This is a genomic window from Paraglaciecola mesophila KMM 241, from assembly GCF_000315015.1.
Lineage (GTDB): Bacteria > Pseudomonadota > Gammaproteobacteria > Enterobacterales > Alteromonadaceae > Paraglaciecola > Paraglaciecola mesophila.
Map to the genome: position 1 here is coordinate 13,975 of NZ_BAEP01000030.1, position 15,444 is coordinate 29,418.

Below are 15,444 nucleotides of genomic sequence, written 5' to 3' on the forward strand. Positions count from 1 at the left end.
ATCAATTTAGTATCGTATAATTCGCTCGCGGAGGGGCACCGCTTAATCGCGTATAGCCACCTGTTGTTCTCGCAAATAAGCTTTTAAATCAGGTATTGGAATGATGCCTTTGTGAAAGACTGACGCCGCTAATGCGCCGTCAACATCAGCCTGTTCAAACACATCTTTAAAGTGGACTTTTTCACCCGCGCCACCTGAAGCGATAAGCGGAACCGCGCAGTTTTCACGAATAGCAGCCAATTGCGTAATATCATAACCTTGGCGCACACCGTCTTGATTCATGCAATTAAGTACAACTTCGCCTGCACCGTGTTGCTGCACTTCTTTGACCCAATCAGCGGTTTGCCAACGGGTAATTTGCGTGCGGCTTTCATCCCCTGTGTACTGGTGTACTTGGTATTTTCCTGTTTCTTCATTGAAGTAGCTATCAATACCGACTACCACGCACTGTTGCCCAAACGTATCGTGTAGCTCACGAATAAGGCTAGGGTTAGCAAGAGCGGGGGAGTTAATCGATATTTTATCTGCGCCCATTTCAAGGATGCGCCCAGCGTCTTCAACAGACTTAATACCGCCGGCAACGCAAAAAGGAATATCAATGACTTGCGCGATGCGTGTTACCCAGCTTTTGTCCACTACGCGTTGGTCACTTGAAGCGGTAATATCATAAAACACCAATTCATCAGCGCCTTGTTGGGCGTATAGTTCCGCCAGAGGTACGATCTCGCCAATGGTTTCATGATTACGAAATTTAACGCCTTTTACCACAAGACCATCACGAACATCTAAACAGGGAATAATGCGCCTAGCGAGCATAGAAAACCTTTTTTAATCAAAATATTTATACGAACAACAGACGCCAACTTTACGTACGCAGGCGTCCTAATAGGGATTACTTAACGCGCTTCAACCAACCATGAACATCTGGGGCTTTACCCCATTGAATATCATTTAACGCTTGGCGTAATTTCGCAGTTGTTGGGCCTGCTTCACCGCTGCCGACTGTGTATTCTTTATCATTATGAATAAAGGTGCCCACAGGCGTGAGTACAGCAGCTGTGCCCGAAAGTGCAGCTTCAACGCCAGGCTTAGCCGAGCGCTCAAGAAGCTCACTGACGGTGATGTCACGCTCACTGATGGTCATGCCTAAGTCAGCCGCAAGAGTCAAAATAGTGCTGCGTGTCACACCATGTAAAAAGGTCGAATCCAAACCTTTGGTGATGATTTCATTGCCATCAATCAGCAAGAAATTGGCTGCACCAGTTTCCTGTACGTCGCCATTGGGGCAGAACAAGATTTGATCGGCGTTATGCTCAACACGCGCTTTAGAAATCGGGCCTAGGGCGCTTGCATAGTTGCCACCGCTTTTAATCATACCCATGTGCGGTGCACAGCGCATACCTGTTTCATCCAGCAGCAAGCGCAATGCTTTAGCTCCGCCAGTGAAATAATCACCTACTGGCGACAGCAATACGTACAACATAGAGGTCAGTGATGGTACTGCCGCTTTACCGATAGCAGGCTCGGTACCGAAATGTGTTGGGCGAATATACATCGAGCCTGGTGGCAACGGCACATCGTCAGCATATTTGGCCACAATATCCATGATCATCTGCGCGACTTGCGCTTCATCAACTTCAGGTAGCGACAAGAAGCGAGAACTTTGGGCAAAACGCTTTATGTTCTGATCCATACGAAAGACATGCACACTGCCATCTTCGTGTTTAAACGCCTTCAAACCTTCAAAACACGTACTTGAGTAGTGCAAAACATGGGCTGCAGGGTGCAGATTAATGCTGTCTGCAGAAACTATTTGCGCTTTATTCCACTGATCATTTTCAAATGTAGCCAATGCCATTTCAGGCATAAAAACGGTACCAAATGCTGCCATTACTTTTTCCTAAATACAGGGGATCATGGGGTGACTCTGGTGTGTCTTTGCCATGATCGTTTACGGTTGAAGTCATTCAATTATTTAGTAAGCACGACCCCAGTGCAATCACTTCGTCCCATACAATTGTTAAGGACTTTGTCTAGCTTGATTGTACCGGTGCTCTCACCGCGTAAAAGGGGTGTGAATTAACTTTGCCAACATTCTATCGCTTGCTCGACGGTGAATTTGCCTTCAAGCAACGCTCGGCCAAGAATAACCCCACTGACATGGGTTGGCTTAAGTACAGCGATATCATCCAAATTACCAATGCCGCCTGATGCCTGCCATTCAATGGTCGGGAATTTCGCAGCCATCTCGCTATACAATTGATGGTTTGCACCTTGTAATGTGCCATCACGACTGATGTCAGTGCATAGCACGTGCTTGGCCCCTACAGACAAAAAGTCTTCTAGCAGCGCTTCTAGTGACACCCCGGAGTTCTCTTGCCAGCCATGGGTAGCAATAAATTTATTACCTTGCTCGTCAATGTTGATATCAAGGGCGAGTACGATAGCTTCACTGCCATATTTAGTGACCCAACCTTTGACCAGCTCAGGCTCTTTCACCGCAAGCGAGCCAATAACAACACGTTTAACGCCTAGCTCTAACAGTTGCGCTACGTCTTGTTCGCTGCGAATACCACCGCCTGCTTGAAACTGCATGCGGCCAGTGGCCACCATGTCGCCAATCAGCTTTAGCTGGCGTTTGTTGGTGTCTTTCGCGCCAGTTAAATCCACTATGTGTAACCACTTAGCGCCTTGATCGGCATAGTTGTTGACTACGTCAATGGGGTCTAGTTCGTATTGCGTTTTTTGCTCATAGTCGCCTTGATACAAACGAACCACAGAGCCTTCAATCAAATCTATTGCGGGTATAATCATAATCTGGTTTATAACTCGATAAAGTTTTTAAGAAGGGCGGCGCCCGCGTCACTAGAACGTTCAGGGTGAAATTGCACGCCGAAAAAATTGTCTTTATGCAGCGCAGCTGAAAACGGCATGCCATAGTCAGTTTGCGCTAGGGTATATTCACCGACAGCAACGGCAAAGCTATGTACAAAGTAAAAGTAACTGCCAGCATCGATGCCTTTGAATAAGGTTTTTTGCTCAACTGGGTTCACTGTATTCCAGCCCATATGGGGTAAGCGTAAATCGCCTACTTGCATGCGTTTTACTTCACCGGGGATCATCCCTAAACATGGGGTGCTATCCACTAGGCTTTCTTCGGAGCGCTCAACCATGAGTTGCATGCCTAGGCAAATGCCTAATACCGGTTGTGTTAGGCTCTGAATACAGGATTTTAGCTGTTTAACCTCAATGCTGGCCATAGCGGCGTTGGCACTGCCTACGCCTGGCAAAAACACTTTATCGGCTTTTTGAATGACCTGAACATCATCAGACACATCCACTTTTACCCCTAGGCGTTCAACGGCAAATTTTACCGATGAAATATTCGCGCAACCGGTGTTCACAATAACAATGTTCTGTTTGCTGCTAACTAAAGGTGCTGACGTACTCACTATAACGTTCCTTTACTGCTGGGTAGTGCTTCACCGTTCTTCTGAATCGCTTGGCGTAGCGCACGGCCAAACACCTTAAATAAGCTCTCTACTTGGTGATGAGCATTGCCTTCAGAGGTCGACAAGTGCAGCGACAAGCCCATGGCTTGCGCAATCGAATAGAAGAAATGCGGCACCATTTCGGTCGCCATCTCGCCTACTGTGTCTCGGCTAAAGTCGGCTTCAAATTTAAGGTGAGGGCGGTTTGATATATCTAAAATACACTCTGCGCGGCACTCATCCATTGGCAAAGCAAAACCAAATCGACCGATGCCACGCTTATCACCTAAGGCTTTTTTCAACGCTTCGCCAAGGGCTAAGGCGGTGTCTTCAACACTGTGATGATCATCAATGTGCAAATCGCCGTCTACGCGTAGGTTTAGTTCAAAGCCGCCGTGAGTGGCGATTTGATCAAGCATGTGATCGAAAAAGCCAATGCCCGTTTCTATTGTCGATTTGGCCTGCGAGTCTAAATCGACCTTAACGTGAATGTCTGTTTCTGAGGTTTTACGCACCACTTCAGCAATACGGCTTGATGCCAATAGTTGCTTGGCAATCGCTGGCCAGTCTTTTGTGTCACGATCGTAGCGAATACCAACAATACCCATATTTTCAGCTAATTGAATATCGGTTTCACGATCCCCAATGACAAACGAGCGCGTGAAATCAATTTTACCTTGTTGAAGATAGTCTTTGACCAAACCTAAATTCGGTTTACGGCAAGTACAATTGTCTTCAGGAAAATGCGGGCATATCAATACGTCATCAAAGACAATCCCTTGGCTAGCAAAAATGCTCATCATTTTATCATGTGGTAAATCAAAATCGGCTTGAGGGAAGCTATCCGTGCCTAAACCATCTTGGTTTGACACCATGACCAAGCGAAATCCTGCATTTTGCAATTGGGTTAATACCGGCATTACCATAGGTTCAAAAACCAGTTTTGCTAGGGTGTCTAACTGCTTATCAATAGGTGGCTCTTCAACCAAGGTACCGTCACGGTCGATGAATAAAATGGCTTGCTGACTTAGGCTCACGTTAGGCCTCCTGCGTAGAAGTTTGAAGGGTGAAAAAACGACTGATCTCGCTCAGCAATTGTTTATTCTGTTCTGGGTTGCCCACAGTGATGCGCAAGCAATTATCCAGGTTAACTTGTTTCGATTGGTCACGTATTAAGATACCGCTGGCAACCAAGTGGTTCATCAATGCAGACTTTTGGGGTGTGCGAAAAAGAATAAAGTTGGCTTTATCGTCACCGACAAGCTCAACGTCTGCAAATTTAGCCAGAGCGCTTTTGAGCAGGGCTTTTTCTTGATTGATCACGGCAACTTGTTGTTCAAGGGTTACTAGCCCTTTGCTACTAAGCGCTTGAGCGGCAATTTGCGCCACAGGCTCTGGAATAGGGTAGGGCGCAATGACCTTCATTAATGCTTGTATAACGGGCGCTTGGGCTAACGTGAAACCGCAACGCAAACCGGCTAAAGCGAAGGCTTTGGACAGGGTGCGTAAAATAGCAATGTTCGGATAATGAGTGAGCTCAGCGGCCCAGCTGCTGTCTTTATCAAACTCGATATAGGCTTCATCAATGACCACAATGGCGCTGTCGGCAAAGTGTTCAATCACCTCTAGTAGTTGGTTTTTGTCAACACTGGTGCCGGTGGGGTTATTTGGTGAGCAAATAAACACCAGATTCACTTTGCCTTTAAAGGCCTTGATGGCGTCAACGTTTAATGAAAAGTCATCATTTAACGCAGCGCGTTCTATACCCACATCACAGGTTTCTGCACTGATGGCATACATGCCGTAGGTCGGCGGGCAAATAAGCACGCTGTCTTTGCCTGGTGTACAAAAAGCGCGAATGAGTAATTCAATGCCTTCATCCGCACCGCGGCTGACCAATAACTGGTCAGGTTGAATACCGGCATAGGCGGCGTAGGCATCAATTACTGCTGGCGGCTGACAATCAGGGTAGCGATTAAAACGCTCGGCATCGATAGTAAAATCATTGGCAAACGGTGATTCATTCGCGTTTAGCCAAACTTGTTGTTTATTACCTGCACCTGAGAACAAGCGCCGCGCTGATTCATACGGCTTTAATGCTTTGATGTTGTCGTTTAACAGCAAGTCGATAAGATTATTCACAGGCTTAGCCATTATCTTGCTCCTGTTGATTTGCAAGGGTCTCTAAACGTAAGGCAACGGCTTGCTTGTGGGCATCTAGGCCTTCCGCTTGGGCTAAATCCATGATGGCACTGCCAATATTTTGTAGGCCGCTGGCGCTTAGTTCTTGCACCGTGTAACGGCGAATAAAGTCGGCTAAGCCTAAGCTTGAGTAATTACGTGCATAGCCATAGGTGGGTAACACGTGATTGGTTCCACTAGCGTAATCACCGGCAGATTCCGGCGACCATTGACCGACGAAAATCGAGCCTGCATTTTTTAGCTTAGGCAAACATGCTCGTGGGTTTTCAACTTGCACAATCAAGTGCTCAGGTGCGTATTGGTTGCTTACTTCAATCGCGCTGTCTATAGCGTCCGTTAAAATATAACGGCTGTGTGCCATAGCTTTACGGGCAGTCTCCTGACGGCTAAGAGTGGTTAATTGACGCTCTACCTCTTGCTCTGTGGCTTGAATCAACGTTTGTGAGTCACTGACCAAAATGGCTTGGGAGTCAGCGCCGTGCTCTGCCTGCGACAGCAAATCGGACGCGACGAACACAGGATTCGCCTTGCCATCGGCAATCACCAACACTTCTGATGGACCTGCTGGCATATCAATCGCTGGGCCTGCAGGAATGCGACTGACTTGCTGCTTGGCTTCGGTCACAAAACTGTTGCCAGGACCAAAGATTTTGTCCACTTTGGTGATGGACTCTGTGCCTAGGGCAAGGGCGGCAATCGCTTGCGCTCCGCCCACTAGATACACTTCGTTGATATTACATAAGCTGGCTGCGTAACGTATTTCGGCCGGTACTTCACCTTGCTTATTAGGCGGCGTACACAAGACTTTGCGAGGGCAACCAGCGACTTGCGCGGTCGCACCTAACATCAGCACAGTAGAGATAAGTGGCGCACTGCCGCCTGGAATATACAAACCAACAGAATCTAGCGGGGCATGTTTTAATTCGCACACCACACCCGGCGCCGTTTCCACTTTTACATCATTTGGCTTTTGCGCACTGTGAAAGGCATGAATATTGGCATATGCCGTATCAATAGCGGTTTTAACGTCATGGCTAATATCATGCTCGGCGGTAGTCAGTTCACCCATTGGTAAACTTAGCTCGCCCAGTTCAACGCCATCAAAGCGGCGGGTTAATTCACGTAATGCGTTATCGCCGTTGTCGGCAACCTGCTGAATAATGTCAGCCACTGCACTGCTGAGCGCCTTGTTATCCGCCATTGCTGGGCGGCTTAACAATGCCTGTTGTTGGCCTTCGTTTAGGCCCGACCATGTTTGCATTTTCGTTCGTCTCACTGACCAATATAAGGTATTCGTACTGCTTACTAGCTTGCTCAATTATACAATGAGTAATTGAACCACTAGCCCATCATTTTTTCGATTGGCATCACCAATATAGAGCTACAACCTAGGGCTTTAAGCTTTTCCATGGTTTCCCAGAAAAGGGTTTCAGAGCTAACCACATGTACAGCGACAGTGTCGTCACTGCCTGCTAATGGCAATACTGTTGGGCTACCTGAACCTGGTAACAAGCTTTTCACTTGCTCTAGGTAGGTTTTAGGTGCGTGCAACATGATATATTTGCTTTCCTTGGCCTGCATCACGCCATCGATACGTGGCAAGAAGCGGCTCACAAGTTGGGCTTTGGCTTCAGGTAATTCGCCTGCACGTTGTATAAGCACCGCTTTAGATTGGAAGATTTCTTCCTCTTCTTGCAATCCGTTTGCTTCAAGGGTCGCGCCGGTTGATACCAAGTCACAAATTGCATCGGCTACGCCTGCTCGCGGTGCAACTTCAACAGAGCCGGTTAACATAACCGCAGACGCATTGACGTTATTTTCTTTGAAGAAACGCTCAAGCAGGAAAGGGTAAGTTGTCGCTACTTTTTTGCCTTCTAACGATTGAACACCTTGGTAATCAAACTCATTTGGTACGGCGATAGACAAACGGCATCCACCGTAATCTAAACGGCGCAGGGTCTTAAATTCGAATTTTTTACCCGATGCCTGGCGCTCAAGCATTTTTTCTTCTAGCTCGTTTTCACCGATGAAACCTAAATCAACGACGCCGTCCATGACTAGACCAGGAATGTCGTCATCACGTACACGTAGTAAATCGATAGGTAAGTTGGTCGCGTGAGCAATTAACAAGCGGTCACGAATTTGCAGTTTAACGCCAATGGCTTTTAATAGCGCAATGCTGTCGTCGCTTAAGCGACCTGATTTTTGAATTGCGATACGTAATCTGTTGCTGTCACTCATAAGTTGCTTGTCCTATTATCATTTGCGTAAATTCATCTTACCGATGCTCATGAATTATATATATTTCAATGCCTTAAATGAAAAACCCCCGGAAGTTTCCTTCCGAGGGCTCGTTAATCGTTACGCCGCAGGAAGGAATCAATAGACCTTCCAGCACCAACCTGAAAGGTTATGCTATATGATGGTGATGTTTTGCTGGCGTAATTGAGATAAACATTGTAATTCTTGGGCCGTGTTTCGACTGAGGGCGCAAACATTAGCTAATTGGCTTGCTTAATGCAACAGTAAATTTCTAACTTTTTACGTCAAAGTGTTACAACAGCATCGAAAGACTGTCGCAAAGGGGATTACAATAGGTTTTGTAACGTAAAACAGGTATAAGTTACTGCTAAAAGGCATAATTTAAATAGCTGGTTTTAGCATCTGCGTGGTTATTTATTGACCTAGTCGATGTACATACAAAATCGGGGGAACCAAGCAACGCCGTTAAGCTCTAAATGTTATGCTTGGCGCGGTTGATGATTGACGTAATTAATGAGCTACTCGGTTCATAATCAGTAAATAACGGTTACAGCTTATAATAATCTCAGCTTTTATTGGCTTTTGATGGTTACGCTAAAACGGAGAGAACCATGTTAAACGACTTGCTGTTTTCGATTCTGCCTCGTGAGGGGAAGTCACCCATTGCCCGTGACGAACTCAAGGTCAAAAAGATTGATAAAAAGGGTGCTATCAAACAGATCGATGAAGAGGATGAGGCATACCGACCTGACAAAGACGACCCTAGGGAAAAGAAACGTCAGCGACGCAATGCTACGCGTGACGCCCAAGATCAGCGTGATGCACAAAAACAGCTTGACGAACACGACCAGCAAGTTGCTAAAAGCGAGGCGAAATCGCCTGAGCAGACAGCTAAGGAGCAAGCTGTTAAAAACACAGAGTCTGATGATCCTAAATTTATTGATATAGAGGTATAGCAAATGGCCACGGCAACATGCTGGCAATGCGGTGCGCACCTAAGCAATATCATTACCCCTGTGTCTCGTCGCGAAGAGTGCAGCCAGTGTCATAGTGATATTCATGCTTGTAAAATGTGTCAGCATTATGATACCCACAATCGTACTGGCTGTAATGAAGAGCGTGCCGAGTTTATCGTGGATAAAGAGCGGGCCAACTTTTGTGAATATTATGCTTTGTCTAGCCGCGCTTTTGACGATACAAAACTCATCAAACAACGCCAGGCAAAAGCACAACTTGCTGCGCTGTTTGATGATGAAGAGTGTGATAGTGAGCGTCACGACAATCACGAACAAAAGCTTGATGATGCGATCAATATTTCGCAAAACCACACGCAAGAGCCCCTACAATCCCCTCATAGCGAAACACCCGCCCAAGCAGCAGAGCGCAAATTGCGAGAACTGCTGAATCAATAAAAACGCTAGTCTTGTATGCATAAATTCGCCTGTTATAAGGCTCTATAAAGGTCATCTCTTTCGCCTTTTGACCTTTAATTTACATTTTGTTTACCATTTCGTATTTTGAATTTTCATTGAAATTCAATTACTTGGTCGCTTGTCTTCGCTGGTTCTAGTGAATTGGTACACAACTATTTGACAAATCATAAGTAGTGCCTTAACTTATGTCTTATATAAGACATAATATTAGATTTAATTAGCGTCTATTTATTACCCGTAGCTTTTCACCGTAGGAATGAATGTATGTCACTCAGTCAGAGCAAAATGCCCAAAGTCGGATTCGGCCTTTGGAAAATCCCCCAAGATATCTGTGCCGATGCCGTTTATGAGGCCATAAAAGCAGGGTATCGCCATTTAGACAGCGCCTGTGATTACGGCAATGAAGTACAGGTAGGCGAGGGGATTAAGCGCGCCATCGACGAAGGAATCTGTACCCGTGACGACTTATGGATCACGTCAAAATTATGGAATACGTATCATGCAAAAGAGCATGTGCAACAAGCAATTGAACGTTCTTTGTCAGACTTAAAATTAGACTATTTAGACTTGTATCTGATTCATTTTCCCATTGCTCAGCCTTTTGTCGCCTTCGATGATCGCTACCCACCTGAGTGGATCACAGACCCAAGTGCCGCTAATCCTAAGATGGAATTGGCTCCAGTGCCGTTATTTGAAACATGGCACGCCATGGAGTCTCTGGTTGAGAAAGGCTTAACCAAAGAAATCGGTGTGTGCAACTACAACACAGGTTTGCTTAATGATTTGATGGCTTACGCTAAAATCAAGCCCGCTATGTTGCAAGTTGAGTCGCACCCCTATTTGACGCAAGAACGTCTGATGAAATTAGCCAAGCAATATGACATCCAAGTGACTGCGTTCTCACCTCTTGGTGCTTTGTCATACCTTGAGCTTGATATGGCAGGGGCTGCTGAATCTGTTCTAGAGCAAAGCGTGGTCAAAGCAGCAGCACAACGTTTAGGTAAAACTGCAGCGCAAGTAGTGCTTCGTTGGGGCGTGCAGCGCGGCAATGCAATCATTCCAAAAACCTCTAAACCTGAGCGTTTAGTGGAAAACTTAGCCATTTTTGACTTCGAACTGTCGCAGCAAGAAATGGACGATATCAACGCTCTTAACAGCAACCGCCGTTTTAACGACCCAGGCCATTTCTGTGAAGAAGCATTCAATACTTTTTATCCAATCTACGATTAGGGTGTAATCATGTCAGTACAAGCGATTAATTATGTTGACGTACCGCATCAACTAAAAAGCGGTGACTCGGTTTTTCCACGTGTTGTGTTAAACGACGGTTCAGTAAAGACACTAAATGATTGTGCTGCGTGGATTGAGCAAAATAAAGCAGCACTTGAGGCTGAGCTAAAAGAGTCAGGGGCTATTTTGTTCAGAGGCTTTCCGCTTGATTCAGCGGAAACGTTTGATGAGTTCTCTAGCGCCTTTGGGTACCCAAACTTTACCTACAAAGAATCTTTGTCAAACGCGGTACGCATTAACTTCACTAAGCGCGTGTTTACCGCTAATGAAGCGCCTAAGCACGTTGAGATATTCTTGCATCACGAGATGGCTCAGACGCCTATTTCACCGAGCAAAGTATTTTTCTTTTGCAAAACGGCTGCGGATGAAGGCGGAGCCACGCCTATTTGCCGCTCTGACTTGTTGTTTGCTCAGCTTAAAGCGCAACAACCTGTATTAGCAGCAGACTTCATTAACAAAGGCTTAAAGTACACCACGCACATGCCCAGTGAAAATGACGTGAATTCAGGTCAAGGTCGCAGCTGGAAGAGCACCCTAAGTGTTGAAAGCCAAGGGGAAGCAGAAGCCAAGCTTAAAGAGCTAGGTTACAGCTGGACGTGGACTGAAGATGGCGGTTTACGTGCCACCACACCAGTGTTACCAGCGGTGGTAAAGTTGGATAACGGCAAAGAAGTCTTTTACAACCAGCTTATTGCTGCGTTTATGGGATGGAAGGGCGTGCGTGAAAATCCTTCAAGTGCAATTACCTTTGGCGATGGCAGTGCGATCCCTGTAGAAGGACTGCAATTAGCCACGGATTTAGCCAAAGATTACACCTTCGATTTGCCTTGGCAAGACGGTGACGTTGCTTTAGTCGATAACTACATGAGCATGCACGGACGCCGTTCATACTCAGGTGAGCGCAAGCGTGAAGTGCTCGTTGCCTTGGCGATGAATTAATATCGCTAACGCATCACATCGTTAAAATATCTACACAGCCCGCCTTCATTTCAGGTAGCAACACATATGGAAAAAACACATATGGAAAGAATCAAAACATTGCTACCTGGCATTATGGTGGCGACAACTGTGGGCATGGCAGCGCTATTTTTAAGCGACCATTACGGCGCGCCAGCCATGCTATTTGCCTTGCTGTTGGGCATTGCAATGTCCTTTTTACATCAAGGTACCCAATGTAAAACCGGTATCGAATTTACCGCCAGTACTATCTTACGTATCGGTGTGGCGCTACTAGGTCTGAGAATTGCCTTTGGTGACTTAATTGCCTTGGGCTGGAAAACCGGCTTGTTACTGGTAGTGGCTATTATGAGCACCATTTTGCTTGGCATAGTATTAGCCAAAGCATTTGGCTTGCAAAAACGCTTTGGAGTGCTCACTGGCGGCGCAGTAGGCATTTGCGGCGCATCAGCTGCCATGGCGATATCCGCAGTATTACCTGATAGCAAAGACAAAGATCGTGACACTCTATTAACTATTATTGGTGTGACGGCACTATCGACCATGGCGATGGTGGTCTATCCGATTATCGCTGGTATGTTGGGTCTCGATGAAACCGCCACCAGTATTTTTCTCGGCGGCACTATTCATGATGTAGCTCAAGTAGTGGGCGCAGGTTACTCGGTGTCAGAACAAACAGGCGTGTTAGCTACGCTGACGAAACTGGTACGTGTGGCTTTATTGATGCCGGTCGTTGTGTGTATTTTGTTGGTACTTAGGATGAATTTAGACAAAACTACTCATGCCAAAGCGCCGGGTATTCCCTTGTTTTTAATCGGTTTTGTTATTTTAATGAGCATCAACAGCATGGTAGCCTTGCCTGAGGCATTGACCAAAATATCTAGCGATATCTCTCGTTTTGCATTAGTCATCGCCATTGCAGCAATTGGTATGAAGTCCAACTTAAGCCAATTACTGACGGTAGGTTTCAAACCTATTTTATTGCTAATGCTAGAAACGGCATGGATTGCTGGCTTGATATTGGTATGCCTTCCTTATCTTTAAATTTTCTTAATGAGGTGATGTCATGAAACCAACACAGACCAAGCCAGAGTCTGCTTTTTCCTCTGCCGAACATTCGTCGGCAATTTCCTACGTTTCCCGTACTGACTTTGATTCAAATACACTTTCTGCGGGTGCTTCGTCTTTTGAAGCACCCGCAACAACTCCTATTAACAATGCGCACAGGGGGCTTTCCAGACGAAAGTTTTTACTGGGACTCGGTGCTGTTACCGGCGCACAAACCTTACTTTCGCCTTTACTACCCTCGGGCATGATATCCAGCGCGTTCGCCCAAACCAATAGCCCATCGACCATTATTGGTAAAAGCGCGGGGCTGGTGGTACTCAATGACAGGCCAATTAATGCTGAAACCCCTGCCCATATGCTGGATGACAAAATCACCAGCGCCGAAAATATGTTCGTGCGTAACAATGGTATTCCGCCCAGTGAAATTGATGTAAACAATTGGGTACTCACCATAGAAGGTGAATCCGCTAAGCAGCGTAAACAATATAGCCTAGATGATCTAAAACAGAAATTTACGCATCATAGCTATCAACTAACGCTAGAGTGCGGCGGTAATGGCCGCGCGGAATTTAGCCCAGGAGCTAAGGGTAACCAGTGGACAACAGGGGCGGTAGCTTGTCCTAAGTGGACAGGCGTGCGCTTAGCGGATGTACTTAAAGACGTTGGCATTAAAGACGATGCGGTTTACATCGGTTATTACGGCAAAGACACACACATCAGCGGTGACGCGAGCAAAGAAGCGATTTCTCGCGGTGTGCCTATCGATAAAGCCCTTGAACATGAAAACTTAATTGCTTGGTCCATGAATGATGCTGATATTCCCATCATGAACGGTCACCCTTTACGTTTAGTCATAGGAGGCTGGCCAGCATCCACCTCTGGTAAATGGCTTGAGCGTATCGTGATCCGTGACCAAGTGCATGACGGCGCGAAAATGGCGGCACCCGCCTATCGTGTTCCCTGTGAGCCAGTGGCCCCTGGCAGTAAAGTGGCCGCTGATGACATGTGTATTATTCATGCCATGCCTGTTAAATCACTCATTACCTTTCCTAAATCAGGCGAAAGCCATAAACAGGATGAAGCCTTTGCAGTGCGCGGGCACGCTTGGGCTGGGGATAAAGCGGTAAGCGAGGTGCATATCTCTGTCGACTTTGGCCAAACATGGCAACAAGCCAAGATTGAAAAACCGGTGAATCGCAATGCGTGGCAACACTGGCAAAGTGAGCTGAACTTTCCGACTAAAGGCTATTTTGAAGTGTGGGCAAAAGCCACTGATAGCGATGGAATAAGCCAACCCATGATATTACCGGGCTGGAATCCTAAAGGGTATTTAAACAATGCCTGCCATCGTGTTGCTGTGCAAGTGGTGTAACCATGAGCCTCTTTCAAAATAGACAGAATGGGCCAAAAAGGCTGACGCTGTTAACCTTATGCGCTTTAGTAAGTGGATTAACTATCGCAGCTGATGTAAAACCTTCAGCCAGCACGGATGGCCAGATAGACCCTAGTTCAGGTTTTATCATCAAGCCCGGTTTTGAAATGGTGCGGGCCCATTGTACGGCTTGTCACTCTGCAAAACTGGTCACTCAGAATCACATGAGTCGAGAACGCTGGTTGACGACTATCCGCTGGATGCAGAAAACCCAAAACCTTTGGCCTTTGCCCCAAGAGGAAGAAATACTCGATTATTTGAGTGCCAACTATGGCGAGCGAGCCATGGGGCGACGAGCCCCATTGCCAGAGCACTTAATGCCGAAAAAGGTGAAATAGCCTAGTTTACCAACAATCGAGTTAGCCTAGCCATTGCTAGGCTTTTTTATGCCTTACCAACTTTAGTTCGATAAAAAGCTATTCCTCTGGCGTTACTGAGTCAGGTAACTCGTAAACCAACTCTTCTACGCTGTCGGGGATGCTGCGATAGCAATTATCGATTTTTAACCTTGCAGCCATGGTCTGTTCGAACAACATAAAATGTCGCAGTAAGCAGGTGTTGAGATCGTCTGTTTCGTCAGACCAAGTTTCCTTTAGAAACGGCGTTAGAGATGCAGCAGCATGGGCGTACATTACAATCTGCCACTTTAGATCCCACATGCGAATATGTGCTTCAGGAAAAGCAGCATTGTGAGCGCTGACTAGCCCTTCGACAAAACTTTCAATATCGTCGCTGCTGCCAATGAAATAGTCGAGTAAGGCATCTTCTTGGCGCACAGCATCGGCCATTAACTGAACAGGGCGTTTAAACACCAACATATACGCCAGCATGCGCTTAGTAAATTCGAACAGCTGCACGTTAGCTGGGACTGTTTTTGACATATTTTGGTATACCACTGCCACATACCGAACAATGAATTCATGCAGTTCGTCACTAATTGCGTGCCAGATTTCTTCTTTGCTGCCGAAATGATGGCGTATCAGACTATGAGACACCCCGGCTTTGTCACTGATGTTTCGCAAAGAAACACGCTCAAACCCGAGCTCACAAAACAATTCAGCGGCGGCTTCTAGTATGTCTGATTTGGTTTGTTCTGCGTCTTCGGCGCTTCTACGCCCTTGCTTTTTTACGTTCATTTTTACTCTTTCACCCTTTTGCTGGCGGTGTTGTAACAGATATTTACCCTGTTTAAAATTTTTAATGTACCGATAGGTCAATAAATATTGATTTTAGCAATAATTTAAATATACTGCACGCCTGTATAGTATTTTACTATACGATTGGGCAGTAAAGTAGAGATTAAGTTAAT

Annotated in this window: 16 protein-coding genes and 1 other annotated feature; of the genes, 7 read left to right on the plus strand and 9 right to left on the minus strand. The window is 46.2% G+C overall.

Translation table 11 applies throughout. The annotated features are described in order from the left end of the window. Positions 1–42: 42 nt before the first annotated feature. The 8 genes from hisF to hisG all read right to left on the minus strand — a co-directional run bounded on the left by hisF (position 43) and on the right by hisG (position 7,934). Positions 43–816 carry an imidazole glycerol phosphate synthase subunit HisF gene (gene hisF / locus GMES_RS07070; RefSeq protein ID WP_006991940.1) on the minus strand — a complete coding sequence of 258 codons (774 nt, stop codon included), beginning with the start codon at positions 814–816 and terminating at the stop codon, positions 43–45. A 76-nt stretch (positions 817–892) separates the two neighbouring features. After that, positions 893–1,891, minus strand: coding sequence for a branched-chain amino acid aminotransferase (locus GMES_RS07075; RefSeq protein ID WP_006991941.1), 999 nt, complete (start codon positions 1,889–1,891; stop codon positions 893–895). Between the two features lie 188 nt (positions 1,892–2,079). After that, a complete protein-coding gene (gene hisA / locus GMES_RS07080; protein ID WP_006991942.1) occupies positions 2,080–2,814 on the minus strand; it encodes a 1-(5-phosphoribosyl)-5-[(5-phosphoribosylamino)methylideneamino]imidazole-4-carboxamide isomerase in 735 nt (244 codons plus the stop codon). A gap of 8 nt (positions 2,815–2,822) precedes the next feature. Then, on the minus strand, positions 2,823–3,452 hold the full coding sequence (gene hisH, locus GMES_RS07085) for an imidazole glycerol phosphate synthase subunit HisH (protein WP_006991943.1): 630 nt from the start codon (positions 3,450–3,452) through the stop codon (positions 2,823–2,825). Further along, positions 3,452–4,528 carry a bifunctional histidinol-phosphatase/imidazoleglycerol-phosphate dehydratase HisB gene (gene hisB / locus GMES_RS07090; RefSeq protein ID WP_006991944.1) on the minus strand — a complete coding sequence of 359 codons (1,077 nt, stop codon included), beginning with the start codon at positions 4,526–4,528 and terminating at the stop codon, positions 3,452–3,454. The genes hisH and hisB overlap by 1 nt, the downstream gene beginning before the upstream one ends. Position 4,529: 1 nt before the next feature. Continuing rightward, positions 4,530–5,645 (minus strand): histidinol-phosphate transaminase, encoded by a 1,116-nt coding sequence (gene hisC / locus GMES_RS07095; protein WP_006991945.1) that lies wholly within the window; start codon positions 5,643–5,645, stop codon positions 4,530–4,532. After that, positions 5,638–6,954: a histidinol dehydrogenase gene (gene hisD / locus GMES_RS07100; protein ID WP_006991946.1), complete on the minus strand. Its 1,317-nt coding sequence runs from the start codon at positions 6,952–6,954 to the stop codon at positions 5,638–5,640. The genes hisC and hisD overlap by 8 nt, the downstream gene beginning before the upstream one ends. Before the next feature lie 80 nt (positions 6,955–7,034). Then, a complete protein-coding gene (hisG, locus tag GMES_RS07105) occupies positions 7,035–7,934 on the minus strand; it encodes an ATP phosphoribosyltransferase (RefSeq protein WP_006991947.1) in 900 nt (299 codons plus the stop codon). An 80-nt stretch (positions 7,935–8,014) separates the two neighbouring features. Then, positions 8,015–8,128: a sequence feature (His leader region), on the minus strand. A 438-nt stretch (positions 8,129–8,566) separates the two neighbouring features. On the opposite strand from hisG, the gene GMES_RS07110 reads away from it, so the two are divergent. From GMES_RS07110 to GMES_RS07140, 7 genes are all read left to right on the plus strand, one after another. Next, a complete protein-coding gene (locus tag GMES_RS07110) occupies positions 8,567–8,911 on the plus strand; it encodes a hypothetical protein (RefSeq protein WP_006991948.1) in 345 nt (114 codons plus the stop codon). A 3-nt stretch (positions 8,912–8,914) separates the two neighbouring features. After that, positions 8,915–9,367: a hypothetical protein gene (locus GMES_RS07115; protein WP_006991949.1), complete on the plus strand. Its 453-nt coding sequence runs from the start codon at positions 8,915–8,917 to the stop codon at positions 9,365–9,367. A gap of 285 nt (positions 9,368–9,652) precedes the next feature. Next, complete coding sequence (locus GMES_RS07120) at positions 9,653–10,618, plus strand: aldo/keto reductase (protein WP_006991950.1); 966 nt, start codon at positions 9,653–9,655, stop codon at positions 10,616–10,618. A 9-nt stretch (positions 10,619–10,627) separates the two neighbouring features. Then, positions 10,628–11,617, plus strand: coding sequence for a TauD/TfdA family dioxygenase (locus GMES_RS07125; protein ID WP_006991951.1), 990 nt, complete (start codon positions 10,628–10,630; stop codon positions 11,615–11,617). An 81-nt stretch (positions 11,618–11,698) separates the two neighbouring features. Further along, the gene (locus GMES_RS07130; protein WP_039986863.1) at positions 11,699–12,679 is read left to right on the plus strand and encodes a YeiH family protein; all 981 of its coding nucleotides are present in this window, start codon (positions 11,699–11,701) and stop codon (positions 12,677–12,679) included. A 22-nt stretch (positions 12,680–12,701) separates the two neighbouring features. Beyond that, a complete protein-coding gene (locus tag GMES_RS07135) occupies positions 12,702–14,075 on the plus strand; it encodes a sulfite oxidase (protein ID WP_006991953.1) in 1,374 nt (457 codons plus the stop codon). Between the two features lie 2 nt (positions 14,076–14,077). Further along, positions 14,078–14,473, plus strand: coding sequence for a hypothetical protein (locus GMES_RS07140; protein ID WP_006991954.1), 396 nt, complete (start codon positions 14,078–14,080; stop codon positions 14,471–14,473). A 78-nt stretch (positions 14,474–14,551) separates the two neighbouring features. Here the strand turns inward: GMES_RS07140 and GMES_RS07145 are convergent, their stop codons facing one another. Then, on the minus strand, positions 14,552–15,271 hold the full coding sequence (locus GMES_RS07145; protein ID WP_006991955.1) for a TetR/AcrR family transcriptional regulator: 720 nt from the start codon (positions 15,269–15,271) through the stop codon (positions 14,552–14,554). Positions 15,272–15,444: the final 173 nt, after the last annotated feature.

What these genes read in the sequence shown, in the direction of transcription:
- hisC (WP_006991945.1), bottom strand. Translation starts at nt 5,645, where the DNA reads ATGGCTAAGCCTGTGAATAATCTTATCGACTTGCTGTTAAACGACAAC.
- hisD (WP_006991946.1), bottom strand. Translation starts at nt 6,954, where the DNA reads ATGCAAACATGGTCGGGCCTAAACGAAGGCCAACAACAGGCATTGTTA.
- hisF (WP_006991940.1), bottom strand. Translation starts at nt 816, where the DNA reads ATGCTCGCTAGGCGCATTATTCCCTGTTTAGATGTTCGTGATGGTCTT.
- hisA (WP_006991942.1), bottom strand. Translation starts at nt 2,814, where the DNA reads ATGATTATACCCGCAATAGATTTGATTGAAGGCTCTGTGGTTCGTTTG.
- GMES_RS07125 (WP_006991951.1), top strand. Translation starts at nt 10,628, where the DNA reads ATGTCAGTACAAGCGATTAATTATGTTGACGTACCGCATCAACTAAAA.
- GMES_RS07075 (WP_006991941.1), bottom strand. Translation starts at nt 1,891, where the DNA reads ATGGCAGCATTTGGTACCGTTTTTATGCCTGAAATGGCATTGGCTACA.
- GMES_RS07115 (WP_006991949.1), top strand. Translation starts at nt 8,915, where the DNA reads ATGGCCACGGCAACATGCTGGCAATGCGGTGCGCACCTAAGCAATATC.
- GMES_RS07130 (WP_039986863.1), top strand. Translation starts at nt 11,699, where the DNA reads ATGGAAAGAATCAAAACATTGCTACCTGGCATTATGGTGGCGACAACT.
- GMES_RS07140 (WP_006991954.1), top strand. Translation starts at nt 14,078, where the DNA reads ATGAGCCTCTTTCAAAATAGACAGAATGGGCCAAAAAGGCTGACGCTG.
- GMES_RS07145 (WP_006991955.1), bottom strand. Translation starts at nt 15,271, where the DNA reads ATGAACGTAAAAAAGCAAGGGCGTAGAAGCGCCGAAGACGCAGAACAA.
- GMES_RS07110 (WP_006991948.1), top strand. Translation starts at nt 8,567, where the DNA reads ATGTTAAACGACTTGCTGTTTTCGATTCTGCCTCGTGAGGGGAAGTCA.
- GMES_RS07120 (WP_006991950.1), top strand. Translation starts at nt 9,653, where the DNA reads ATGTCACTCAGTCAGAGCAAAATGCCCAAAGTCGGATTCGGCCTTTGG.
- hisG (WP_006991947.1), bottom strand. Translation starts at nt 7,934, where the DNA reads ATGAGTGACAGCAACAGATTACGTATCGCAATTCAAAAATCAGGTCGC.
- GMES_RS07135 (WP_006991953.1), top strand. Translation starts at nt 12,702, where the DNA reads ATGAAACCAACACAGACCAAGCCAGAGTCTGCTTTTTCCTCTGCCGAA.